General features: G+C 74.3%; 23 protein-coding genes and 1 riboswitch. Of the genes, 15 read left to right on the top strand and 8 right to left on the bottom strand.

The genetic code is table 11. The features are described 5' to 3' along the window. Nucleotides 1–71: 71 nt before the first annotated feature. Nucleotides 72–1,289 (bottom strand): MFS transporter, encoded by a 1,218-nt coding sequence (locus tag C0216_RS20660; RefSeq protein ID WP_114056715.1) that lies wholly within the window; start codon nucleotides 1,287–1,289, stop codon nucleotides 72–74. A 55-nt stretch (nucleotides 1,290–1,344) separates the two neighbouring features. Between C0216_RS20660 and C0216_RS20655 the strand changes: the two genes are divergently transcribed. Next, nucleotides 1,345–2,514, top strand: a complete 1,170-nt coding sequence (locus C0216_RS20655; protein WP_114056714.1) for an ROK family transcriptional regulator — start codon at nucleotides 1,345–1,347, stop codon at nucleotides 2,512–2,514. A 35-nt stretch (nucleotides 2,515–2,549) separates the two neighbouring features. Here the strand turns inward: C0216_RS20655 and C0216_RS20650 are convergent, their stop codons facing one another. The 3 genes from C0216_RS20650 to C0216_RS20640 form a co-directional block, all read right to left on the bottom strand. Beyond that, complete coding sequence (locus C0216_RS20650) at nucleotides 2,550–3,308, bottom strand: SDR family oxidoreductase (RefSeq protein WP_114056713.1); 759 nt, start codon at nucleotides 3,306–3,308, stop codon at nucleotides 2,550–2,552. A 31-nt stretch (nucleotides 3,309–3,339) separates the two neighbouring features. Beyond that, on the bottom strand, nucleotides 3,340–4,314 hold the full coding sequence (locus C0216_RS20645) for a sigma-70 family RNA polymerase sigma factor (RefSeq protein WP_114058812.1): 975 nt from the start codon (nucleotides 4,312–4,314) through the stop codon (nucleotides 3,340–3,342). Between the two features lie 111 nt (nucleotides 4,315–4,425). Beyond that, nucleotides 4,426–6,789, bottom strand: coding sequence for a chitinase C-terminal domain-containing protein (locus tag C0216_RS20640; protein ID WP_114056712.1), 2,364 nt, complete (start codon nucleotides 6,787–6,789; stop codon nucleotides 4,426–4,428). Nucleotides 6,790–7,057: 268 nt separating this feature from the next. Continuing rightward, nucleotides 7,058–7,187: riboswitch (FMN riboswitch) on the top strand. A 227-nt stretch (nucleotides 7,188–7,414) separates the two neighbouring features. Here C0216_RS20640 and ribD point away from each other — a divergent pair. The 10 genes from ribD (at nucleotide 7,415) to C0216_RS20590 (ending at nucleotide 16,154) form a co-directional block, all read left to right on the top strand. Further along, nucleotides 7,415–8,479 carry a bifunctional diaminohydroxyphosphoribosylaminopyrimidine deaminase/5-amino-6-(5-phosphoribosylamino)uracil reductase RibD gene (ribD, locus tag C0216_RS20635; protein ID WP_114058811.1) on the top strand — a complete coding sequence of 355 codons (1,065 nt, stop codon included), beginning with the start codon at nucleotides 7,415–7,417 and terminating at the stop codon, nucleotides 8,477–8,479. Next, nucleotides 8,480–9,118, top strand: coding sequence for a riboflavin synthase (locus tag C0216_RS20630; protein WP_114056711.1), 639 nt, complete (start codon nucleotides 8,480–8,482; stop codon nucleotides 9,116–9,118). Beyond that, nucleotides 9,115–9,768 carry a nicotinamide mononucleotide transporter family protein gene (locus C0216_RS20625; RefSeq protein ID WP_114056710.1) on the top strand — a complete coding sequence of 218 codons (654 nt, stop codon included), beginning with the start codon at nucleotides 9,115–9,117 and terminating at the stop codon, nucleotides 9,766–9,768. Before C0216_RS20630 ends, C0216_RS20625 begins: the two co-directional genes overlap by 4 nt. After that, a complete protein-coding gene (locus C0216_RS20620) occupies nucleotides 9,765–11,060 on the top strand; it encodes a bifunctional 3,4-dihydroxy-2-butanone-4-phosphate synthase/GTP cyclohydrolase II (RefSeq protein WP_114056709.1) in 1,296 nt (431 codons plus the stop codon). The genes C0216_RS20625 and C0216_RS20620 overlap by 4 nt, the downstream gene beginning before the upstream one ends. A 117-nt stretch (nucleotides 11,061–11,177) precedes the next feature. Continuing rightward, nucleotides 11,178–11,663 (top strand): 6,7-dimethyl-8-ribityllumazine synthase, encoded by a 486-nt coding sequence (gene ribH, locus C0216_RS20615; RefSeq protein ID WP_114056708.1) that lies wholly within the window; start codon nucleotides 11,178–11,180, stop codon nucleotides 11,661–11,663. A gap of 35 nt (nucleotides 11,664–11,698) precedes the next feature. Next, nucleotides 11,699–11,971: a phosphoribosyl-ATP diphosphatase gene (locus C0216_RS20610; RefSeq protein WP_114056707.1), complete on the top strand. Its 273-nt coding sequence runs from the start codon at nucleotides 11,699–11,701 to the stop codon at nucleotides 11,969–11,971. 90 nt (nucleotides 11,972–12,061) lie between these two features. Further along, nucleotides 12,062–12,910, top strand: coding sequence for an ATP phosphoribosyltransferase (gene hisG, locus C0216_RS20605; RefSeq protein WP_114056706.1), 849 nt, complete (start codon nucleotides 12,062–12,064; stop codon nucleotides 12,908–12,910). A 60-nt stretch (nucleotides 12,911–12,970) separates the two neighbouring features. Beyond that, complete coding sequence (locus tag C0216_RS20600) at nucleotides 12,971–13,435, top strand: PH domain-containing protein (RefSeq protein ID WP_114056705.1); 465 nt, start codon at nucleotides 12,971–12,973, stop codon at nucleotides 13,433–13,435. A gap of 212 nt (nucleotides 13,436–13,647) precedes the next feature. Continuing rightward, nucleotides 13,648–15,090, top strand: a complete 1,443-nt coding sequence (locus tag C0216_RS20595; RefSeq protein WP_114056704.1) for a hemolysin family protein — start codon at nucleotides 13,648–13,650, stop codon at nucleotides 15,088–15,090. Then, nucleotides 15,087–16,154, top strand: a complete 1,068-nt coding sequence (locus C0216_RS20590) for a hemolysin family protein (protein ID WP_114056703.1) — start codon at nucleotides 15,087–15,089, stop codon at nucleotides 16,152–16,154. Before C0216_RS20595 ends, C0216_RS20590 begins: the two co-directional genes overlap by 4 nt. A gap of 71 nt (nucleotides 16,155–16,225) precedes the next feature. Here C0216_RS20590 and C0216_RS20585 read toward each other — a convergent pair whose 3' ends face one another. Continuing rightward, complete coding sequence (locus tag C0216_RS20585) at nucleotides 16,226–18,160, bottom strand: AAA family ATPase (RefSeq protein ID WP_114056702.1); 1,935 nt, start codon at nucleotides 18,158–18,160, stop codon at nucleotides 16,226–16,228. 378 nt (nucleotides 18,161–18,538) lie between these two features. Beyond that, nucleotides 18,539–19,174 (bottom strand): uridine kinase family protein, encoded by a 636-nt coding sequence (locus tag C0216_RS20580; protein WP_114056701.1) that lies wholly within the window; start codon nucleotides 19,172–19,174, stop codon nucleotides 18,539–18,541. 132 nt (nucleotides 19,175–19,306) lie between these two features. Here C0216_RS20580 and C0216_RS20575 point away from each other — a divergent pair, with 132 nt between their 5' ends. From C0216_RS20575 to C0216_RS20560, 4 genes are all read left to right on the top strand, one after another. After that, nucleotides 19,307–20,731, top strand: a complete 1,425-nt coding sequence (locus C0216_RS20575; protein ID WP_114056700.1) for a peptidase C39 family protein — start codon at nucleotides 19,307–19,309, stop codon at nucleotides 20,729–20,731. A gap of 106 nt (nucleotides 20,732–20,837) precedes the next feature. Beyond that, nucleotides 20,838–21,275, top strand: a complete 438-nt coding sequence (locus C0216_RS20570) for an SPW repeat protein (RefSeq protein ID WP_114056699.1) — start codon at nucleotides 20,838–20,840, stop codon at nucleotides 21,273–21,275. A 187-nt stretch (nucleotides 21,276–21,462) separates the two neighbouring features. Then, entirely contained in the window at nucleotides 21,463–21,615 is a 153-nt protein-coding gene (locus tag C0216_RS20565; RefSeq protein ID WP_114056698.1) for an SCO1431 family membrane protein, read from the top strand. Nucleotides 21,616–21,888: 273 nt separating this feature from the next. Further along, the gene (locus tag C0216_RS20560; protein ID WP_114056697.1) at nucleotides 21,889–23,061 is read left to right on the top strand and encodes an acyl-CoA dehydrogenase family protein; all 1,173 of its coding nucleotides are present in this window, start codon (nucleotides 21,889–21,891) and stop codon (nucleotides 23,059–23,061) included. Between the two features lie 61 nt (nucleotides 23,062–23,122). Here C0216_RS20560 and C0216_RS20555 read toward each other — a convergent pair whose 3' ends face one another. Beyond that, complete coding sequence (locus C0216_RS20555; protein ID WP_114056696.1) at nucleotides 23,123–23,365, bottom strand: hypothetical protein; 243 nt, start codon at nucleotides 23,363–23,365, stop codon at nucleotides 23,123–23,125. Nucleotides 23,366–23,522: 157 nt separating this feature from the next. Continuing rightward, entirely contained in the window at nucleotides 23,523–23,963 is a 441-nt protein-coding gene (locus C0216_RS20550) for a hypothetical protein (protein WP_114056695.1), read from the bottom strand. Nucleotides 23,964–23,971 lie beyond the last annotated feature (8 nt).

The following is a 23,971-nucleotide window of genomic DNA, read 5'->3' as shown; positions in this document are numbered from 1 at the left end:
CCGCCAAGCATGCCCGCCGTACCGGACGTCAGGCGCGCGGATCACGGCCGGCCGGTGCGGCCAGCGTCATATTACGGCCGTATACCAGTGGGTTCGTTCCGGTTGGCGGGGGCGCCCTTCCCGCCGGCGGCGGCCCGCGGACGCAGGACGGACGCGCCCGCTGTCAGCACCACCGCCAGCGCGGTCACCAGGGCGAAGGAGACCACGAGCGACGTCGCGTCCGCCACCGCGCCGATCGCCGACGGCGCGATCAGCCCGGACGTGTACGTGATCGTCGCGACGCCCGCGATGGCCTGCGCCGGCTCCGGGCCGCTGCGCGCCGCCGCCGCGAAGGCCAGCGGCACCACCACCGCCACGCCGAGCCCGATCAGCGCGAAGCCGCCGATGGCCGCCGCCGGGTGCCGCGCGGTCACCACGAGCAGCCCGCCCGCCGTGGCCAGCACGCCGCCCGCCCGGACCGTGCGCACCGGTCCGAACCGGTCGACCACCCGGTCGCCCGCGAACCGGGCCAGCGCCATCGTCAGCGCGAACGCGGTGGTGCAGCCCGCCGCCAGCGCGGCGTCCGCGTCCAGCACGTCCCGCAGGTAGACCGCGGACCAGTCCAGGCTCGCCCCCTCGGCGAACACCGCGCAGAAGCCCACCGCGCCGATCAGCAGTGCCGACCGCGGCGGCAGCGCGAAGTGCGGCGGCGCGGGCTCGTCCGCCGGGCTGCGCAGGTCCAGCACCCCGTTCGCGGCGGCCAGCCCGGCGGCGGTCAGGGCGAGCGCCGCGAGCAGGTGGTGCCAGCGGGCGTCGGCTCCCAGGTGGGCGGCCGCGGTGCCCGCGGCGGCCCCCAGCAGGGCCCCCGCGCTCCACATGCCGTGCAGCGAGGACATGATCGACCGGCCGATGCGGTTCTCCGTCTCCACACCGAGCGCGTTCATCGCCACGTCCGACATGCCGGAGGCGGCCCCGTACACCAGCAGTGCGGCGCACAGCGAGGGCAGGTTGGGGGAGAGGGCCGGCAGGGCGAGCGACAGCGTCCACGCGGCGAGCAGGACGCGCAGCGCCGGCCGGGCGCCGAGACGGTGGTTGACCCGCCCGGCCAGCGGCATAGCGAGCGCCGCGCCGAGGGCGGGGAAGGCGAGGGCCAGACCGAGGGCGCCGGGCCCGAGGCCGACGTGCTCCTGGATCCACGGGATGCGGGTGGCGAGGGAGCCGGTGACGGCGCCGTGGACGCAGAAGACGGCCGCAATGGCGAGACGTGCGGAGCGCAGGCGCGCCGGAGCGGATGCGGTTTCGCCGGTCATGCCGATCAAACTATCAGGAAGCCTGCCTGATGGTGAGGGGGCCGCACTGCCTAGGATGGGCACCGTGACTGCCGCCCAGGCCGCGACCGCCCCGGCCCCCGCACCGGCCCCCGCCCCGGCCTCGCCGAGCACGGCCCGCGTCCTCAACGACCGCCTCGCCCTGCGACTCCTCAGGGACGAGGGCCCCCTGACGGCTGCTCAGCTCAAGGAGATGACCGGCCTGTCCCGGCCCTCGGTCGCCGACCTCGTCGAGCGGCTCGCGCAGGCCGGGCTGGTCGAGGTCGTCGGCGAGGCCGGCGCCCGGCGCCGCGGCCCCAACGCCCGCCTGTACGGGATCGTCGCCCGGCGGGCCCACCTGGCGGCCCTGGACGTGCGCACGGACAGTGCGACCGCCGTCGTCACCGACCTGCTGGGCCGGCCCCTGGCCCGGGCGGCCCTCCCGGTCGACGCCGCCGACGAGGCCGTCGACGCCCTGGAGGCGCTGGCCCGCCAGGCCGGAGCGGACCCCCTGCACACCGTCGTGGTCGGCGCGCCCGGCCTGGGGGCGCCCGCCGACGGCCGCCTGCGCAGCACCGCCGGGCTGCCGGCCTGGCACCGCGACCTGGTCGCGGCCCTGCGGCGGCGGCTGCCCGCGGCGGTCTCCGTGGAGAACGAGACCAACCTGGCGGCCCTGGCCGAGCAGCGGGTCGGCGCCGCGCGGGACGCCGGCTCCTTCGTGCTGCTGTGGCTCGGCGCAGGCGTCGGCGCGGCCGTCGTCCTCGACGGCCGGCTGCGGCGCGGCGCCTCGGGCGGAGCGGGCGAGATCGGCTTCCTGCCCGTGCCGGGCACGGGCTCCCTGCCCTCGGCCGCGGGCTGCGAGGGCGGCTTCCACGCGCTCGCCGGGCGGGCCGCCGTGGCCGGGCTGGCCGCCGCGCACGGCTTCACCGGGCCGGTGGCGGAAGCGGTGGCGGGCGCCGCCGGGGACGCCTTCCTCGACGCCCTCGCGGAGCGCCTCGCCCTGGGCGCCGCGGCCGTCGCGGCGGTCCTGGACCCCGGGTGCGTCGTCCTCGGCGGCGAACTCGGCCACGCGGGCGGACCCGCCCTCGCGGACCGCGTCGCCCGCCGCCTCGCCGCCCTCAGCCCGGTCCCCACGGAGGTCCGCGCCACCGCCCTCGGCGACGCGGCGGTCCTGGCGGGCGCCCGCCTCGCCGCCGCGGAGTCCGCCCAGGCCGCGCTCTTCGGCTGACGCCGCGGGGCCGCAGCCCGCCGCCCCGCGGCGGCTCAGGCGCGCCCGCCGCCCTCCGCCAGGAAGTCCGCGAAGCGCACCGTGCCCACCGCGCGGTCCGGCGCGAGGTTCCCGCCGCGCAGGAACCCCCGGTACGCCCTTCCCGCCAGCGGCACCTCCACCACCCGCCGCCGGCGCCCCCCGCCCGCCGCCAGGTACGCCCGCACCCAGTCGGCCAGCGTCCGCACCTCGGGCCCGCCCATGTCCGGGACGCGCCCGCCCGCCGCGGGGACGGGAACCGCCAGCTCCGCCAGCCGGCCGGCGACCTCCTCCACCGCGATCGGCTGCACCCGCACCCCCCTGGGCACGGGCACCGGCCCCGGGACCCTGGCCAGCGCCCGGGCCACCGCCGCCACCAGGTCGTGGAACTGCGTCGTCCGCAGGATCGTCACGCCCAGCCCGGACTCCAGCAGCATCCGCTCCACCCGGTGCTTGACGCGGTAGTAGCCCAGCGGCACCACGTCCACGCCGACGATGGAGATGTAGACGAGGTTCGTGACGGTCCCGGCCCGCCGGGCCGCCGCGATCAGGTGCCCGGCCGCCTTGTCGTCCCCGCCGCGCGGCGAGGAGGCGCAGTGCACGACCACCTGCGCCCCCGCCATCGCCGCGTCGAGCCCTCTCCCGTCCCGCAGGTCGACGGGGTACTGCTCCGAGCGGCGGCTGAGGACCCGTACCTCGTGGCCGGCGGCCTGAAGCCGGTCGGTGACCCGCCTGCCGAGGGTCCCGGTTCCGCCGGTGACCAGGATGGTGCTCATGGTGTCCGTGTCCTTCCGCTGGGGAGTGCGTTCACCAGCCCGGATTGGACAGCCCCGGCGAACGTGACAACTGCTGCGCCAGGAACTCCAGCTTCTCCGGATTCAGGACCGTCCGCACCTCGCTGACCAGGCCGTCCTCGAACTCCACCTGCATGACGACCGCCGCCCCGCCGACGAGCAGCGCGGGCTCGCCGTTGACCGGGGCGACCGCGACCGGCAGGCCGGCCCCGAACTTGCGCACGGCGCCGGCCAGGAAGCGGGCCACCTTGTCCCGGCCCTCGACCGGGCGCCGGGCCGCGCTGACCACGCCGCCGCCGTCGGAGACGTACCGGACGTCCGCGGCGAGCATGCCCTCCAGGCGGGCCAGGTCGCCGTCGCGCGCCGCCGCGAGGAAGCCCTCGACCAGCACCTGCCACTGCGCGGGATCCGGTTGGAAGCGCCGGCTCCGGACGGCGGCCGGGCTCTCCCCGCCGCCGTCCTCGCCGCCGGCCGCCGCGGCGGCGGCCCTCCCTGTGGCGACGCGCGCCGAGGCCCGCCGGTGGAGCTGCCGGCTGTTGGCCTCGGACACGTCCAGCAGTCCGGCGATCTCCCGGTGCCCGTACGCGAAGGCCTCCCGCAGCACGTACACGGCCCGCTCCACCGGAGTGAGCTCTTCCAGGAGGAGCAGCAGGGCCGTCGAGACGCTGTCGCGCTGCTCGGCCGACTCCAGGGGCCCCAGCGCCCCGTCCCCGGTGAGCACCGGCTCCGGGAGCCAGGGGCCGACGTACGCCTCGCGTCGGGCGCGCGCGGAGGTGAGCCGGTTGAGGCACAGGTGGGTGACGGCCTTGGCGAGCCAGGCCCCGGGGTGCAGGACGTCGCCGCGGTCGGCGGCGCTCCAGCGCAGCCACGCGTCCTGGACGGTGTCCTCGGCCTCCGCCGCGGAGCCGAGCATGCGGTAGGCGATGCCGAACATCCGGGGGCGGTGCTGCTCGAATTCGGCCGAGAGGTCTGCCGCAGAGGTGGTCACCCGCAGCAGCGTACGGGGCGCCGACCGGCCCCGGACGTGCGGGGACCCGGTGGCCGCCGGGCCACCGGGTCCCTTCACCGTGCCGCCCGCGTCAGGTGCGGGGGCGGTGCGTCAGCAGGCGCCGAGGTCCTTCCAGACGCCCCACTGGCCGGTCGTGCCCGGCTCCTCGTTCTGCGTCCACCACTGGGCCTTCCAGTTGCGGCCCTTGTGGGAGACCACCGTGCCCGCGGTGTACACGTCGCCGGCCTGGTACGCCGGGTTGGTGCAGGTGCCGCCCGGGGGCGGGCTGGTCGGGGGCTGGCTCGTCGGGGGCTGGCTCGTGGGCGGCTGGCTGGTCGGCGGCTGCGAACCGCCGCCCGGCTCCACCACGGCCGTGCCGCGCGCCAGGTCCCCGGCGAGGGCGTACACCGTCCCGGCGATGTTCACCGTCCAGTTGGAGGGGGTGGACACCGGCAGGTAGTAGTTGAACGCCAGGTCGACGGAGGCCCCCGGGGCGAGCGACTGCCAGGCCGGCAGCTTCAGGGAGACCCGGTGGAAGTCGCCCTTCAGGCCGCCGACGTTGTTGCCGGTGTGCCCGCTGCTGATCACCTTCGTGCCGAAGCCGGACTGGTCGGAGGCGTTGTTCGGGGCCGAGGTGGCGTAGTCGAACTGGAACTCGGTGCCGCCCGGCAGGGCCGTCTTGGTGTTGTTGGTGATCTTGATCTTCGGGGTGAGCGGGTAGTTGGAGTCGCCGAGCTTGAAGTCGCCGAACTCGGCCTTCACGTCCACGGCCTGGGCCGGCAGCGCGGTGGCGCCCGCCTTCTTCGCCCCGTACGGGGAGGCCGACTTGAACTTGTCGTACATCAGCGAGGTGAGCGTGGAGCCCATCTCGTACTGGCCCTTGGCGGCGTTCCAGGCGTAGTCGCCGGCCATCTCCCAGACCATGGTGCCGCCGATGCCGCGGTCGACCACGTAGTCGGCCTTGGCGGCCACGGACTGCTCGTCCTCGGTGGAGAGGAAGACCTTCTTCTGCGCGTTCCACAGCCACGGCGCGACCAGGGTCGAGTCGTACTTGCGGGCGTAGGTGCCGGTCAGCGTGGTGCCTGCGGGGAAGCCGTACTGGGTGACGTAGTCGCCGACGATCCCCTTCTCGAGGTTCTTGGCGTGCCACATCGGGTTGGAGCCCGCCGGGGACTCGTTGCCGTTGTCGTCCTTGTCGTGCCACAGGTTGTCGATGCCGACCGCGCCGTCGCCGCACTTGGCCAGGCCGGAGCCGGCCGGGCAGCTGGTCGCCGCGGCCTTGCCCCACAGGCCGTCCGTGCCGCCCTGGACGTTCTTGTGGCCGCGGGTGTAGTAGGGCAGGCCGATGTTGATGCGGCCGGCCGGCATGGAGCCGCGGAAGTAGTGGTACGCCCAGTCGGTGTTGAGGTAGCCGATGCCGCCGTACTGCTGGGAGCCGTACACCCCTGCGGCGGCGAGCTCGCCGTCCTTGCCGTCGTCGAAGAGCGAGGCGTTCGGGCCGACGTACTCGTTCCAGGCGCCGTGCAGGTCGTAGGACATGATGTTGACGTAGTCCAGGTACTTCTGCATCTGGTACGTCTCCATGCCGCGCAGGAGGTAGCCGGAGGACGGGGCGGCGACGGTCAGCAGGTAGTGCTTGCCGTCGGCGGCGCCGGCCTGGTCCAGCTTCTCGCGCAGCGACTTCATCAGGGCGTCGTAGCCCTTGACGAGGCCGGCCCGGCGCGGGTTGGCGAGCGACCAGTCCAGCGGGTTGCCCGCGTCCTTCATGGAAGTGGCGTACTCGTAGTCGATGTCGACGCCGTTGAACCCGTACGTGCGGATGAAGTCGACCGCCGAGGCGGCGAAGGTGTCGATGCCTGCCTGGTTGACCGAGCCGTCGGCGTTGGTGGCCATCGAGTAGAAGCCGCCGGAGGCCACCCGGTCGCCGTTGTCGCCGAAGTAGCCGCCGGTCTCCGCCCAGCCGCCGACCGAGATCAGCGTCTTCACGTCGGGGTGCTGCTTCTTGAACTTGTTCAGCAGGTTGAAGTGGCCCTTGTACGGGAGGGCGGGGTCCATTTCGGCGCCCGCCACGCCGGGCCAGGTCATCCCGGTGGAGGCGTTGTTCGGGCCGTCCGCGCCGACCGAGATCCTGTTGTCGCCGCCGACGTGCGCGAAGGCGTAGTTGATGTGGGTGACCTTGTCCCACGGGATGTTGTTCACCAGGTAGGCCGGCTGGCCGTTCTTGCCGGTGCGCCAGCTGGTGAAGTAGCCGATGACGCGCCGCTGGTGGTCGGCGCCCATCTTCTCGCGGCCCTCGGTGTCGTAGACCGAGCAGTAGGGGACGTCGACCCCGGCCGTCTTGTAGAGCCCGTCGGGCCGGCAGCTCTCGTTGTCGGCGGCGTGCGAGACGCCCGCCGAGAGCCCGCCCGCCAGCAGTCCGGCGATCGCCGCGCCGGATGCCAGGAGCATCGCCCTCGTTCGTGTGGGGGACAGCATTGAGCCTCCTGGGGAGGGGAGGTGGCAGGACACAACATGCAGACAGGTGGTGCGTGTTGGCCCGCGGCGTGCGCACGTCCGGCGGGCTCTCCCGGGGAGGATGAAGGGAACGTTAAGAGGACTAGACCAAGGCGTCAATAGGTCTGGACCAATCATGGAAGCGACGTGACGGACTCACCCGCCCGGCCCGGCCTTGTGACCCAGGCCACAGCACTTCGCCGGCATGGGCGCCGATCGCCCGTGGCAGACTGGTCGGGAGTACCAGTAGCAGCGCACTCCGGGGTCGGTGTAATTCCGAACCGGCGGTATAGTCCGCGACCCGTCCGCAGCCAGCGGCCGGTTGACCAGGTGAGATTCCTGGACCGACGGTGAAAGTCCGGATGGGAGGCAGTGCGCGGCGGGCAGTCACCGGTACGCCGCCGTCGGCGGTCCACCAGCGCTTCCTCGCGGACGCGCCCGGAACGGACCGTTTCCTCCGGCCTCGGCGTCCCCGCGTGCCTGTACCGCTCGATCTGTCGTATCCCGACAGCCCCGGAGTCCGTGCCCGACGAGGCAGGAGGACCCGGTGGCACCCCACGACGCCGCGCACGCCGCACCGCACGACGCGGAAGCGGACACCCGCGCCATGCGCCGTGCCGTCGCGCTCGCCGCCCGCGGCCTCGGCCGCACCAGCCCCAACCCCGTCGTCGGCTGCGTCCTCGCCGACGCCTCCGGCGCCGTCGTCGGCGAAGGCTGGCACCAGCGCGCGGGCGGCCCCCACGCCGAGGTCCACGCCCTCCGCGACGCCGGACCCGCCGCCCGCGGCGCCACCGCCTACGTCACCCTCGAACCCTGCAACCACACCGGCCGCACCGGACCCTGCGCCCAGGCCCTGATCGACGCCGGCGTCTCCCGCGTCGTCTACGCCGTCTCCGACCCGAGCGCGCAGGCCGGCGGCGGCGCCGCCACCCTGCGCGCCGCCGGCATCGACGTCCGCGGCGGACTCCTCGAAGCCGAGGCCGCCGCCGGCAACGCGGCCTGGCTGACCGCCGTCCGCCTCGGCCGGCCCCACGTCACCTGGAAGTACGCGGCCACCCTCGACGGGCGCAGCGCCGCCGCCGACGGCACCAGCCGCTGGATCACCTCCCCGGAGTCCCGCGCCGACGTCCACCGGCTGCGCGCCGAGTCCGACGCCGTCCTCGTCGGCGCCGGGACCCTCCGCGCCGACGACCCCCACCTCGCCGCCCGCGGCATCGACGGCGCCACCCAGCCCCTGCGCATCGCCGTCGACCCCCGCGCCACCGCCCAGGCCGGCGCCCGCATCCTCGACGGCTCCGCCCCCACCCTCCTGGTCGTCGCCGACGACGCCGACACCCGGCACCTGCCCCCCGGCACCGACCTCCTCCGGCTGACCCCGAAGGACGGCCGGATCCCCGTCCCCGACCTCCTCGCCGCGCTGTACGACCGCGGAGTCCGCTCCCTCCTCCTCGAAGGCGGCCCCACCCTCGCCGGAGCCTTCCTCGAAGCCGGAGCCGTCGACCGCGTCATCGGCTACCTCGCCCCCGCCCTCCTGGGCGCCGGCCCCGCCGCCCTCGCCGGCGCCGGCATCACGAACATCGCCGACGCGGTCCGCCTCGACATCACCGAGGCCGTCCGCACCGGCACCGACCTGCGCATCACCGCCGTCCCCACCGCCCCCAAGGAGCACTGAGTGTTCACCGGAATCGTCGAAGAACTGGGCGAGGTCACCGCCGTCGAGCAACTCGCCGAGGCCTCCCGCTTCCGCCTGCGCGGCCCCCTCGTCACCGACGGCGCCAAGCACGGCGACTCCATCGCCGTCAACGGGGTCTGCCTCACCGTCGTGGAGACCGCCGACGGCGAGTTCACCGCCGACGTCATGCAGGAGACCCTCAACCGCTCCAGCCTCGGCGCCCTGCGGCCCGGTTCCCGCGTCAACCTCGAACGCCCCATGGCCCTCGGCGGACGCCTCGGCGGCCACCTCGTCCAGGGCCACGTCGACGGCACCGGCGAGATCCTCTCCCGCACCCCCTCCGAACACTGGGAGCTCGTCAAGGTCTCCCTCCCGGGCAACCTCGCCCGGTACGTCGTCGAGAAGGGCTCCATCACCGTCGACGGCGTCAGCCTCACGGTCGTCCAGGCGGCCGCCGACCACTTCACCATCAGCCTCATCCCGACCACCCTCGCGCTGACCACGCTCGGCACCAAGCAGCCCGGTGAGCCCGTCAACCTGGAGGTCGACGTCCTCGCCAAGTACGTCGAGCGCCTCCTCGCCGCCGGCGTCGACCCCCTCGCGGCGACCGCCGCCGCAGCCGAGGAGGACACCCCGTGAGCGCGCTCGGCTGGCTGGGCGCCGAAGCCTTCACCGCCTTCGGGCAGAAGGTCATCTGGTCCGACATGATCGGCAACCTGCTCGGCCTGGCCGCCCTCGCCCTCGGCTGGCGCCGCTCCATCTGGACCTGGCCCGCCCAGCTCCTCTCCGGCCTCGTGCTCATCGCCGCCTACGCCTCCGCCCACCTCGCGGGCGGCGTCGGCAAGCAGCTCCTCGTCATCGGCGTGGCCGCCTGGGGCTGGCGCGCCTGGCACCTCGGCCGGCGGCAGGCCCAAGACGGCTCCATCGCCGTCCGCACCGCCACCTGGGCCGAGCGCGGCCTCCTCCTGGCCGGCGCCGTCCTCGGCACCCTCGCCGTCGGCGGCCTGTTCACCCTCTACCCGAACCTGTCGTGGAGCCCCTGGGCCGACGCGTACATCTTCGTCGGCACCGTCGTCGCGATGGTCGCCCAGGCCCGCGGCCTCGTCGAGTTCTGGTTCGCCTGGCTCCTCGTCGACCTCGTCGGCGTCCCCCTCGCCTTCACCGGCGGGCTGGCGTTCTCCGGCCTCGTCTACGTCGTCTACTTCGCGCTCGTCCTCTGGGGCGCGCACGACTGGTACCGGCGCTCGCGCACCACCACCGCCCCGGCCCTGGAAGGAGCAACGGCATGACCGCCCTCAAGCCCGTTCCCGATTACGACTCCCTCCTCGACGAGCCGTTCCGGCTCGACCCCGTCGAGCGGGCCGTCCGCGACATCGCCGCCGGCCGCCCGGTCGTCGTCGTCGACGACGAGGACCGCGAGAACGAGGGCGACCTCGTCGTCGCCGCGGAGAAGATCACCCCCGAGATCGTCGCGTTCATGATGAGCGAGTGCCGCGGCCTGATCTGCGCCCCCATGGAGGCCGACGAACTGGAGCGGCTCGAACTGCCCCAGATGGTCCAGCACAACACCGAGTCGATGAAGACCGCCTTCACCGTCTCCGTCGACGCGAGCGCCGCCCACGGCGTGACCACCGGCATCTCCGCCGCCGACCGCGCCACCACCCTGCGCATGCTGGCCGACGGAGTCTCCGGGCCCGCCGACTTCGTGCGCCCCGGCCACATCTTCCCGCTCCGCGCCAAGCCCGGCGGCGTCCTCGTCCGCAACGGCCACACCGAGGCCGCCGTCGACCTCGCCCGCCTCGCGGGCCTGCGCCCCGTCGGCGCCATCGTGGAGATCGCCGGCGAGGACGGCGTCATGCTGCGCCTGCCCGAGCTCATCCCCTTCGCCCGCAAGCACGGCCTGACGATCATCTCCATCGAGGACCTGATCGCCTACCGCCGCTCCGCCGAGCCGACCGTGCGCCGCGAGGCAGAGGTCAACCTGCCCACCGCCTTCGGCGACTTCACCGCCTACGGCTACCGCTCCACCGTCGACGGCGTCGAGCACGTCGCCCTCGTCCACGGCGAGATCGGCGACGGCGCCGACGTCCTCGTCCGCGTCCACTCCGAGTGCCTCACCGGCGACATCTTCCACTCCCTGCGCTGCGACTGCGGCCCCCAGCTGCACGCCTCCATGGCCCGCATCAAGGAGGAGGGCCGCGGCGTCGTCGTCTACCTGCGCGGCCACGAGGGCCGCGGCATCGGACTGCTGTCCAAGCTCCGCGCGTACGAACTCCAGGAGCGCGGCCGCGACACCCTCGACGCCAACCTGGAGCTCGGCCTCCCCGCCGACGCCCGCGACTACGCCGCAGGCGCGCAGATGCTCGCCGACCTCGGCGTCCGCAGCGTCCGCCTGCTCACCAACAACCCCGACAAGACCGCGGCCCTCGTCCGGCACGGCATCGCCGTCACCGACCGCGAGCCGATGCCCGTCGAGGCCGGCGAGCACAACCTGCGGTACCTGCGCACCAAGCGGGACCGCATGGGCCACGACCTGCCCTGGCTCGGCGAGACCGTCCCCACCGCCTGCGGCAACCAGTAGCACCCACCCCGGCGGCACCCCGTTGGAACCCGGCCCCCGGGCCCGGCGGACCCGCCCGCACCACCGGCAACACACGAACAGCGAACCACGGACAACGAACCACCGAGGAGAACAGCAGTGAGCGGCAAGGGCGCACCCGAACTCAGCGTGAGGAACTGCGGCGACCTGCGGGTCGCGGTCATCGCGGCGCAGTGGCACGAGAAGGTCATGGACGGACTCGTCGACGGCGCCCTGCGCGCCCTCCACGAGCTCGGCATCGACGAGCCCACCCTGCTCCGGGTCCCCGGCAGCTTCGAGCTCCCGGTCGTGGCGAAGGTACTCGCCGGTCGCGGCTACGATGCCGTCGTCGCCCTCGGAGTGGTCATCCGCGGCGGCACCCCGCACTTCGACTACGTGTGCCAGGGCGTCACCCAGGGCCTGGTGCAGGTGTCGATCGACACCGGAGTCCCCGTCGGCTTCGGTGTTCTGACCTGCGACAACGAGGAGCAGGCGCTGGACCGCGCCGGCCTTGAGGGATCGAACGAGGACAAGGGGCACGAAGCGGTCATCGCCGCCGTCTCCACCGCGGCCACCCTGCGGTCCGTCAGCGAACCCTGGCGCTGAGTGGCGGCGGAGGACCCCCTATCCTGAGGACCATCATGGCGAACAAAACCTTCGAAGAGCTCTTCACCGAGCTCCAGGCCAAGGCCGCTGACGGCGACCCCGGCACCTCCCGTACCGCCGAGCTGGTCGCCAAGGGCGTCCACGCCATCGGCAAGAAGGTCGTCGAGGAGGCCGCCGAGGTCTGGATGGCCGCCGAGTACGAGGGCAGGGAAGCCGCCGCCGAGGAGATCTCCCAGCTGCTCTACCACATCCAGGTGATGATGGTCGCGCGCGGGATCTCCCTCGACGACGTCTACAAGCACCTCTAGGGCCGCCGCGGTCCCCGGACCGGTCCTCCGCCCCGCCCCCACCCGCACCCACCGCCCCTAATCCCGCATCCCGCAGAGAAGGAAGCCCCCATGCTCCGCATCGCCGTCCCCAACAAGGGCTCACTCTCCGGAGCGGCGTCGGCGATGCTCCATGAGGCCGGCTACCGCCAGCGCAAGGAGTCCAAGGAACTCGTCGTCGTCGACGCCGACAACGAGGTGGAGTTCTTCTACCTCCGCCCCAAGGACATCGCGATCTACGTCGCCTCCGGCCGCCTCGACATCGGCATCACCGGCCGCGACCTGCTCCTCGACTCCGGCGCCAACGCCGAGGAGATCCTGCCGCTGGGGTTCGGCCGGTCCACCTTCCGCTACGCCACCCGCCCCGGCACGGCCAAGGGCCCCGAGGACTTCCACGGGATGACGATCGCCACCTCCTACGAGGGCATCGTCGCCAAGCACCTCGCCGACCACGGCATCGACGCCTCCGTCGTCCACCTCGACGGCGCGGTCGAGACCGCGATCCAGCTCGGCGTCGCCGAGATCATCGCGGACGTCGTCGAGACCGGCACCAGCCTGCGCAACGCCGGCCTGGAGGTGATCGGCGAGCCGATCATGACCTCCGAGGCCGTCGTCATCCGCCGCAGCGGCGCCGAGACCGGCAACCCGCAGGCCCAGCAGTTCCTGCGGCGCCTCCAGGGCGTCCTCGTCGCCCGCAGCTACGTGATGATGGACTACGACTGCCGCGCCGAGCACCTGGAGCGGGCCGTCGCCCTCACCCCCGGCCTGGAGTCCCCCACGGTCTCCCCGCTGCACAACGAGGGCTGGGTCGCCGTCCGCGCGATGGTCCCCGCCAAGGAAGCCCAGCGCATCATGGACGACCTGTACGAGCTCGGCGCCCGCGCCATCCTCACCACCTCGATCCACGCCTGCCGCCTGTGACCCCTCCGCGTACGCCGCCGCCCGACCCGCACGCCCCCTGAAGAAGGCACCTCCCGCACCATGGCCGAGTCCGCCGCCCAGCCCGACCTCCCCGCCCTGCCGGTCACGTTCCGGCCGACCCGCACCCGGGTCGTCCTGCTGAGCGTCGGGCTCGCCATGTTCGCGACGATCACCGCGATCGCCCTGCTGCTGGAGAACCTCGGCCCGGGGGAGCGCCTCAGCTTCATCTTCACCGCGGCGCTGATGAGCTCCGTCCTCGTCCTGCTCAGCCGGCCCAAGGTCGTCGCCGACGAGGCCGGCGTCACCGTCGTCAACCTCACCAGCAAGCGCCGCCTGGAATGGGCCGAGATCCTCCGGGTCAACCTGCGCCCCGGCGACGCGTGGGTCTTCCTCGACCTGAGCGACGGCACCAGCCTGCCCGCCCTCGGCATCCAGCCCGGCATCGCCAAGGAACAGGCGATCGCCGACGCCCGCGCCCTGCGCGCCCTCGCCGAGACCCGCGGCACCGGCGACCACCACCACTGAACCGGACCCGCGCCGCGCACACTCCGGCCGCTGCGTCCCATTGCGGCGGCGATCCCAATGACTACCCTGGTGCCGGGCACAGCCCTGTGCCCTCCCACCGGCCCCGGGACCCCCGGGGCCCGCGGGCACCTGCGACCAGAGGAGTGACTCCCTCCGGCAATGGACGGATCGTCCTGTAGTACCCGCGCCGCCCTTCCCCCGGAGGCGGCGGCATGACCATCCCGCTCGTCCTGCTCCTGGCGGCCTTCGCCCTGATCCTCGCCAACGGCTTCTTCGTGGCCGCCGAATTCGGCCTCGTCACCGTCGAACGCCCCGAGGCCGAGAGGGCCGCGGCCGAAGGCGACCGCCGTGCCCGCACGGTGGTCCGCGCCCTGCGGGAGCTGTCGTTCCAGCTCTCCGGCACCCAGCTCGGCATCACCATCACCTCGCTGGTGGTCGGCATGCTCGCCGAACCGGCCCTCGCCGCCCTGCTGGCGGGCCCCCTGACCGCCACCGGCCTGCCCGCCGGAGCCGTCTCCGGCGTCGCCGTCTTCATCGGCATGTTCCTCGCCTCGGCCGTCCAGATGGTCGTCGGCGAGCTCGTCCCGAAGAACTGGGCGGTCTCCCGGCCGCTCCAGGTGGCCCGCTTCGTCGCCGGCCCGCAGACGCTCTTCGCCACCGTGTTCCGGCCGGTCATCGCCGGGCTGAACGCCGTCGCCAACCGCCTCGTACGGGCCTTCGGCGTCGAGCCGGCCGAGGAGATCGCCTCCGCCCGCACCCCGGGCGAGCTGGTCTCCCTCGTCCGCCATTCGGCGCAGGCCGGCGCCCTCGAACAGGACACCGCCGACCTCTTCGTCCGCACCCTGTCCCTGGGCGAGCTCACCGCGCAGCACGTCATGACCCCCCGGGTCAAGGTCAGCGCCCTCCAGTACACGGCCACGGCCGCGGACGTCCTCAACCTGACCCGTGCCACCGGCCTGTCCCGCTTCCCCGTCTACCGCGAGCGGATCGACGAGGTCACCGGCGTCGTCCACCTCAAGGACGCCCTCGCCGTGCCCGAAGCCGAGCGCGCACGCACCGCCGTCGGCCGGATCTGCGTCGCCCCGCTGCTCGTACCCGGGTCCCTGCCGGTGCAGCCGCTGCTGGAGCGGCTGCGCAGCGAGCAGCCCATGGCCGTCGTCGTCGACGAGTACGGCGGCACCGCCGGCGTCGTCACCCTGGAGGACATCGTGGAGGAGCTCGTGGGCGAGGTCCGCGACGAGCACGACCTCGCCGAGGACGCCACCCCCGAACTGGCCGCCCTCCCCGCCGAGGACGGCCGACAGGCCTGGGAGGCCGACGGCAGCTGCCGCGTTCAGGCCCTGCGCCGCATAGGCCTCGACGTGCCCGACGGCCCGTACGAGACCGTTGCCGGCCTCGTCGCCGATCTCCTCGGCCGCATCCCGGCCCCCGGCGACCACGCCGAGCTCCCCGGCTGGAAGCTGTCCGTCCGGCAGGTGGCCCGCTACCGGGCCGAACGCGTCCGCCTGGTGCGGACCGCGCCCGGACCGGTCGGCGGCGACGCCCCGGAGACGCCGCCCGTCACGGCCGCCGCGGCCGTCCCGGCAGCCGCGGCCGCTGCCCCGGCCGTCCCGGCTGCCGCGGGCGCCGGCGAGCTGGAGGCGGCGGGCCGGTGAACGTCCTCCAACTCCTCTTCGCGCTGCTCCTGGTCCTGGCGAACGGGTTCTTCGTCGGCGCCGAGTTCGCACTCGTCTCCGTCCGCCGCAGCCAGATCGAGCCGCTCGCCGCAGAATCCAAGCGGGCCCGCCAGGTCCTCCACGGCCTGGAGAACCTGCCCCGCATGATGGCCGCCGCCCAGTTCGGCATCACCCTCTGCTCGCTCACCCTCGGAGCGGTCGCCGAGCCCACCGTCGCCCGGCTCCTGGAGCCCGTCTTCCACGCCGCCCGCATTCCGCAGGGCCTCGTCCACCCCCTCGGGTACGCCGTCGCCCTCGCCGCCGTGGTCTTCCTGCACCTCGTCATCGGCGAGATGGTCCCGAAGAACCTCGCGATGGCCGCGCCGGAGAGGACGGCCCTGTGGTTCAGCCCCGGCCTGGTCGCCTTCGCCCGCCTGTGCGGGCCGATCACGACCGCCCTCGGGGCCTGCGCCGCCGTCGTGCTCCGCCTGTTCAAGGTCGAGCCGAAGGACGAGGTCGAAGCCGTCTACACCAGCGCCCAGCTCGGCCGGCTCGTCGAGGACTCCCGGCAGGCCGGGCTCCTGGAGCCGCGGGAGCAGGAGCGCCTGGAGGACGCCCTCGAACTGGGCAGCCGTCCGGTGACCGACGTCCTGCTCGCCCGCGAGCGGCTCGTGACGGTCGGGCCCGGCGCCACGCCCCGGCAGATCGAACGCCTCACCGTCCGCACCGGGTACTCCCGCTTCCCGGTCCGCTCCGAGGGCGGGGCCTTCATGGGCTACGTCCACGTGAAGGACGTCCTCGACCTGGACGACAGGGAGCGGGCCGTGCCGCAGCGGGTCTGGCGCCGGATGCCGACCCTGTCCTCGACGCTCCCGCTGGACGACGCGCTGAGCGTCATGCGGCGCGACGCCACACACCTGGCGCAGGTCGCCGATCCCGCGGGGCGGGTGCTGGGGCTGGTGGCGCTGGAGGACGTCCTGGAGATGCTGGTCGGCGAGGTCCGCGACCCCGCCCACCGCATCCCGTCCCGCCGCCGGGCCCCCTCGGCGGCCCTCACCCCCTGACGGCAGCCGCCCCGGGACCGCGCGGTCCCGGGGCGGCCCCGTGTCCGGGGCCCGTGTCCTGCGGGGGTCCGTCAGAGCGGCGGGGGGTCCTGGTGCGGGCCGCGGCCCGAGAGGACCTCCCCGTACGCCTGCATCAGGTCCGGCAGCCGCAGCGTCGCCAGGTCCTCCCGGGACGGCTCCCCGGCGAAGCCGGCCAGCCGCAGGTCCCGGTACGCGCAGCTCTTCTCGTACAGGGTGCGCAGGAACCGCCCGTTCCCGAGCTCGTCGATCCAGCCCTGCTCCACGACATGCCCGCTGATGCTGCGCAGCTCCTCCAGAGCCTCGGAGTCCCAGCAGTCGCCGTTCGCCTCGGCGAGGACGCCGCCGATCGCCGTCAGCTCGGCCGGCCGGTAGCTCGGGAAGTCCACCCGCGTCGTGAACCGCGACGACAGCCCCGGGTTCGCGGACAGCAGCCGGTCCATCCCGGCCGGGTAGCCGGCGAGGATCACCACGAGGTGGTCCCGGTTGTCCTCCGCCCGCTTCAGCAGCACCTGAAGGGCCTCGTCGCCGTACGCGTCGCCCTTGCTGTAGCCGGAGTTGGAGAGGCTGTACGCCTCGTCGACGAAGAGCACCCCGCCGATCGCGGAATCGATCAGCTCGTTGGCCTTGACCGCGGTCTGCCCGAGGAACTCGCCGACGAGATCGGCCCGTTGGGCCTCGACGAGGTGGTCGCCGCCGAGCAGGCCCAGCGCGTAGAACACCCGGCCGAGGATCCGGGCCACGGTCGTCTTGCCCGTCCCCGAGGGCCCGGAGAAGACGAAGTGCCGTTTCGGGGGCTGGACGGGGAGCCCCTGGCCGGCCCGCAGCCGGGCCATGTGCAGCTGCGCCGACAGGGCCTTGACCTGCCGTTTCACCGGCTCCAGGCCGACCATGCGCTCCAGCTCGGCGAGGGCCTGCGCGAGCAGCTGCGGATCGGCCGGCCCGGCCGGCGTGCCGTCCGCCGGCCCCTGCGGGGGGAAGACCGACTTGCGCCGTACGCCCGGCGGCCGCCCCGGTACGGGGCCCCCGTAGCGCGGTTCGGCCGGGTCCGCCGCCGACAGCGGGTCCAGGGGATCGGCGGGGCCGTCCGCGACGAGCCCGACGTCCTGGGCGGGCCCGCCGCCGAGGACGACCGCCGCGTAGTCGCCGCCGCCCGGGGCGGCCCCGAGACCGCCGTACGCCTCGCAGCCCGCGCCCGCGTACCCGGCGTAGCCGTCGTAGTCCTCGCTGTCCTCGATCGCCGTCAGCCGCGCCGCGGTGTCCATGAACGCCGGGTCGACGCGGTGCACCGCCCGGTACAGCGGCAGCGCCGCCGCGCTGCGGCCGGTCCCCTCGTGGGCCCGCGCCAGCCAGTAGCGCAGCTCCTTGCGCTGCGGCTGCTCGCTGCGGCAGCGCATCAGCGCCGCCGCCAGCATCGGCTCGGCCTGCCCGTACATCTCCAGCCGGACCCGGGCCATGCCGCCGAACAGGCCCGCCTCGATCCCCAGGAGCGGGTCGTCGACGAGCGGCTCGGTGTGCCGGACGAGCTGCTCCCAGTCCTTGACCAGGTAGGCGCGGCAGGCGTGCAGGAACCGCACCTGCGGGTCGGCGTCCACGGGCGGGAGGGCCGCCAGCGCCTGGTCGAGCTCCGGCACGTGCCGGCCGTCCAGCCAGTGCGAGGCGTGCGCCAGCAGCAGGTCCCGGCGGCTCTCCAGCACGGGCTGGACCCACCACCCGAGCCAGTACCAGGAGTTGAGGGTCCGCCGGTGCCGCGCCCGCTGCTCGCCGAAGCGCTCGCGGTGGGTGTACATGCGCAATAACGCGTTCGTGGTGTCCACGCGCAGCGCATGCAGGCCCAGCCAGGCGTCGGCCATCGCGGGGTCGAGCCGGACGGCCGTGCGGAACTCCTCCTCGGCCTGCGGATAGGCGCCCATGGTGCAGGCGTCGACCCCGCGCAGCCAGGCGAGTTCGGCCGGGGCGTGCGCGCTGCCCGGCATGCCGAAATCCATCACATCCCCCACAAGCCTGCCCCCGTGGTGCCCAGCAACCCCCGCACTGCACAAGCCGGTTGTCCGCTGCGCCGATGAAATCAGGGCTGCATCGTACCTGCGGCGACGCCCCTTCCGTAGGGTGCTGCGGCGAAGGCCCGCCAGGGGGCGTACACCGGGCGGGGTGACTCAGGGTGAGGTTTTCGCGGTGGTGCGGAGGCCTCGGCGGGGGCCGGAGGGGCGCCCGGGGCAGAACGAAGCCCCCGATCACGGGGGAACAATCGGGGGCTTCGCGTCCGCTGCGGCCTGGAAAGACCGCGCCTTCAGAACGTAAGGCCGCTGCGGGGGCCAGGTCAAGCGGGTCGGGGGAGGGCCGCGCAAGCCGTTTTCGCGGGGCGCTCAGGCCAGGGGGAATCCGTCACCTTGGGTGACGGAACCCGTCCCTCCGGCGGTCGCACCCGTCCCGGAAGACCACTCGTATCCCGTACCGCTCTGGCGTACCAGGATGTCCGCGAAGGGGCGCGAAGGGTCATCCGAGAAGTGCGCGAGCTCCGCGCGCTCCCACCCGTCCCAGAAGTCCGAGAGCCCCCTGCCGTCCCGCGTGCGCCCGCGCCCCCAGGCCTCGGCGCGCGGGGTCTCCATCCACAGCAGCCGCGCCAGGTGCGGCCGCAGTGCGCGCCGGCCCGCGCCCACCCCCTCCACGAGCAGCACAGGGGCCGGCTCCAGCACCCGTACGGGGCCGAACCGGCGCTCCACCCAGTCGTACGGGGTCCAGCGGGCGGGCCGGCCGGCGGCGAGCGGCTCCAGCACCTGGGCGCGCAGCCGGTCGGGCCAGGCGAAGGGCTCTCGGTGGGTGGCAACGTCGTCCAGGTGGAGCACCGGCGGGCCGCCCAGCGCCTCGGCGAGCCGCCCGGCGAACGTGCTCTTGCCGGAGCCGGCGTGCCCGTCGATGCCGATCAGGCGGACCGGTCCGAGCGAGGGCGGCAGCGCCCGGATCTGCCGGGCGAGCGACGCGAGGGGCTGCTGTGACTCCACCCGGCCAGCCTACGGCCGGGCGCGGCGGCCGGGTCTTCCTCCCCGACACGGCGTGCGGCATCGACATCCCGCAGCGGGGAACTGCAAGGGTGGAGGACCGTTTCCGCCGTACTGAACCAGGGGGAGTCCGCGATGACCGCACCCACACCACGCAGGGCCCTGCTGGCCGTCGCCCTCGCGGCGGCCGCCGCGGCGACCGTGCCCGTCGGCAGGGCGCAGGCCGCGGCCGCGGCCGCGCAGCCGGCGGGCCCCGCGGGCCCGGCCGGAGCGCCCGGCGCCGACGCCGGCGGCGCCCCTCCGGCCGCGGCGGCGGCCGGCCGGAGCGTGGACAACCGGTTCTGGTTCTCCCGCGGCCACTGGGGCGCCGGCACCCACCGGGGCACGACGACCCTGCCCGGCACCCTCGGGAGCCTGGCCTTCGACGTCCCGGCCGGCCGCACCGACTACACCGACCCGCACACCGGCCGCAAGGCCGCCTGGGACCATGCCGTCTGGACCTCGCCCGTGCACCGCACCGCCGTCCCGGCGACCGAGGTCGTCGCCTCCTGGAACGCCCACACCCCGGCCGGCACCTGGATCCGGATCGAGCTGCGCGCCACGTACGGGGACGGCGGCACCAGCCCCTGGTACGTGATGGGCCGCTGGGCCTCCGGTGACGCGGACATCCGCCGCACCTCCGTGGACGGGCAGACCGACGGCCGGTCCACGGTGTGGACCGACACCCTCGCCGTCGACGCGCCGGCGCGCGCCGCGGGCCTGCGCATCACGGCGTGGCAGCTGCGCCTGACCCTGTACCGCAAGCCCGGCTCGGGGCGCGGCCCGACCGTCGGGCTCGCCGGGGCGATGGCGTCCGACGTGCCCGACCGCTTCACCGTGCCGGCGTCGGTCCCCTCAGGGGAGGCGGTGGAACTGGCCGTCCCGCGCTACTCGCAGGAGGTCCACATCGGCCGCTATCCGGAGTACGACAACGGCGGCGAGGCGTGGTGCAGCCCGACCTCCTCCCAGATGGTCGTGGAGTTCTGGGGCAGGCGGCCCGCCCCCGCGGACCTCGCCTGGGTCGACCCGTCGTACAGCGACCCGCAGGTCTGCCACGCCGCCCGCTCCACGTACGACCACGCCTACAAGGGCTGCGGGAACTGGCCCTTCAACGCCGCGTACGCCGCCTCGTACGGCGGTATCGGGGCGGTGGTCACCCGCCTGTCCTCCCTCGCCGACCTGGAGACCCTCCTCCGCGCGGGCATCCCCGTGATCACCTCGCAGTCCTTCCGCGCGGACGAGCTGACGGGCGCCGGCTACGGGACGGCCGGACACCTGATGACGATCGTCGGCCTGACGGCGTCCGGCGACGTCGTCGCCAACGACCCGCACTCCCCGGACAACCCCTCGGTCCGCAGGGTGTACCGCCGCCGGGAATGGGAGAACGTATGGCTGCGGACGCAGCGGTACAACGCGGCCGGCAAGGCGGTCTCCGCGCCCGGGGGCGTCTGCTACCTGTACGCGCCGACCCGCCCGAGCCCGGCGCAAGTCACGGCCCTGCGCGCGGTCGGGGTGCTGTGACCGGGTTGTGACTTCGGGTGGGAAAGCGGCCGTTGACCTGGAGAAAGGACAAGCGCACCATAAGGGAATAAAGGGCGCATAAGTCTTCTACAGGAGGCGGCCCACCATGACCACCCACAGCATCGAACACCACCCCGACCTCGCCGAGATGCGCTCCCGGTTCGAGCGGGTCACCAGCACCCCGGCCGCCCAGGCCGTCGAGGCGCTGGCCCTCATCACCGGCCTCTACCTGGCGGCATCGCCGTGGATAGCCGGATTCAGCGTGCTCACCGCCCTCGCGGTGAACAACCTGATCGCCGGCCTGGCGTACTGCCTGTGCATGAGCGGCCTCGGCTCCGCCTACGAGCGCACCCATGCCATGGCGTGGACGGCGGTCGCGATCGGCGCCTGGACGATCGTGGCCCCGTGGGTCGTCGCCGGCGCGAACGACACCACCCGCAGCGTGGTCAGCAACGTCATCACCGGCTGCGTGGCCCTGCTCCTCGCCCTCGCCATGAGCGCCATGGCGGGCCGCGAACGCACACCGCGCGCCCGGGGCCGCTGACCGCCGCCCGACCGGCACGCCGCCCCCGCCGGCCGGCACCGGCCGGCGGCCGCGTACCGTCCCCCGTCCCCCGTCCCCCGTCCCCGGGCCCCGACCGCGAGCCGGTCGGGGCCCGGCGGCGTGATACGCGCCACCCCTGCCGCTCCTCTCTACCGCGAAAGCCGCAAACGCTGGCACATTGGACGGCATGACCGCACACAGCGCCGCCCCCCACGCCCCCGCCCGGAACCTCGCCCGCACCGGCGGCCCCAAGGACGGCTCCTCCTGGCTGGAGCACGTCCTCGGCTGGACCCTCGTGGTGGTCGTCGCCATGTTCGTCACCCAGCTCGGCCTCATCTGAGACCTCCGGCCCGCCCGGCCGCTCCGGCCCCCGAGGGGTTCGTCCCGGAGTGTCCGCAGCTGCCGCTCTCCTCGGGCGGCCGTTCGGAAATCGTGATGATCTTGCCCCGGTGACGGGACGCCCCCGATCGGGCATACTCACACCGCCGCATCCGCTGAGCTGCCCATTCCGTGATCCGGAGGGCACCATCGGCTGTGAGAGCACCGATACCCGGCGGCGCGTCCCACACCTCACGCGTCGCCGCCGTGCCCGACGAGGGAGGAGAGCGCCGCCATGAACGACCGCGCCCCGCAGCCGGTGGACCGTCAGCTGCCCACCGAGGAGTCCCGGGACCTCCTCGCGCTCGTACGAGAGATCGCCCAGCGGGAGATCCGCCCCCACGCCGCCGAGCAGGAGGAGGCCGGGCACTTCCCGCGCGACGTCTTCTCCCTGCTCTCCGAGTCCGGCCTGCTGGGCCTGCCCTACGACGGCGAGTTCGGCGGCGGCGACCAGCCCTACGAGGTCTACCTCCAGGTCCTGGAGGAGCTGGCCGCGGCCCGCCTGACCGTCGGCCTCGGCGTCAGCGTCCACTCCCTCGCCTGCCACGGCCTCGCCGGCTACGGCACCAAGGAGCAGAAGGCCGCCCACCTGCCCGCCATGCTCGGCGGCGGGCTGCTCGGCGCGTACTGCCTCTCCGAGCCCTCCTCCGGCTCCGACGCCGCCTCCCTGGGCACCAAGGCCGTCCGCGACGGCGACGACTGGGTCATCACCGGCACCAAGGCGTGGATCACCCACGGCGGCATCGCCGACTTCTACACCGTCCTCGCCCGCACCGGCGGCGAGGGCCCCAAGGGCATCACCGCCTTCCTCGTCCCCGGCGACGCGGAAGGCTTCTCCGCGGCCGCCCCCGAGAAGAAGATGGGCATGAAGGGCTCGCCCACCGCCCAGCTCCACTTCGACGGCGTCCGCGTCCCCGACGCCCGCCGCATCGGCGAGGAGGGCCAGGGCTTCACCATCGCCCTCGCCGCCCTCGACGCCGGCCGCCTCGGCATCGCCGCCTGCGCCATAGGCGTCGCCCAGGCCGCCCTGGACGAGTCCCTCGCGTACGCGCTCGGCCGCAAGCAGTTCAACCGCCCCATCGCCGACTTCCAGGGCCTCCGCTTCATGCTCGCCGACATGGCGACCAAGATCGAGGCGGGCCGCTCTCTGTACCTGGCCGCCGCGCGACTGCGCGACGCGGGCAAGGCGTTCTCCCGGCAGGCCGCCATGGCCAAGCTGTTCTGCACCGACGCCGCCATGGCCGTCACCACCGACGCCGTCCAGATCCTCGGCGGCTACGGCTACACCGCCGACTTCCCGGCGGAGCGCCTGATGCGCGAGGCGAAGGTCCTCCAGATCGTCGAGGGCACGAACCAGATCCAGCGCGTGGTCATCGCCCGCCACCTGGCCGGCCCCGAATCCCGCTGACACCACCGCGCCCCCTGCCGCACGCCGCGCGCGGCGGGGCGGCGCCCTCAGGGCGGACGGGTCACGGCCGCGACTCGAAGAGGGGGCCCGTCGGCCAGATCGGGGAGGCCGCCACGCGGGTCCACTCCGGGTCCGGGCGGCCCGGGAGGGTGCGGCCGTCGGCCGTCCAGTGGTCCATCAGCGCCCGGTAGATGGGCGGGTCCGGAGGCGGCTGCTGCCGCTGCTGCCGAACCGATTCTTCGAAGCGGTGGAGGACCGAGTGCCGCCGGCCCGTTCTCGGCGCGGATGTGTCGAGTGCGCTCATGCGGGGACCAACGCACCTCCGGTGCACCGGTAATCGCACGCGGCGCCCGGGGATCCGTTCGAGACGTCCCCGACCGTCCGGAAGCGGGGCCTGCCGGCCGGCCGCCGGCGCGGGGACGCGTCGGCCCGGGCGCCGGAGAGGCCCCGGGCCGACGGGCTCAGGCCGCCTGGGCGTGCCCGCTGCGCTGCGGCAGCACCTGCGCCGCCGGACGCACCGGCCGCGACCCCGGGCCGCCGACGTGCGAGAAGGGCTGCGTACGCCAGTCCAGGCCCTGCGGCAGGGCCAGCATGACGACTTCCAGCTCCGGGGACTCCTCCGCCCCCGCGCCCACGGCCGCCGGCGCCTCGCCGACCGGGCGGCCCGTGCCCGCGCAGACCGTGAGCCCGAACGGGTTCCACGGCGTCAGGCACAGGGCGTGCTCCGGCAGGTGCTCCTCGTCCGCGACGAGGGCGATCGACTGGCCGCAGTCGGGGCAGACCGCGTGGCGGACCTCGAAGCCCTCGGCGTCGTCGAACCCCTCGCCGTCGTCCGCGAAACCGGGACCGCCGGGATCGAGGGGCTCCGGCTCGGTGCGGCCGGCGCGCTTGGTGTTCTGCATGGATGTAC

The sequence above is a fragment of the Streptomyces globosus genome (assembly GCF_003325375.1).
GTDB classification, from domain to species: Bacteria; Actinomycetota; Actinomycetes; order Streptomycetales; family Streptomycetaceae; genus Streptomyces; species Streptomyces globosus_A.
The sequence above is the reverse complement of the archived record's forward strand: the minus strand, read 5'-3'. Positions and strand labels throughout refer to the sequence as shown.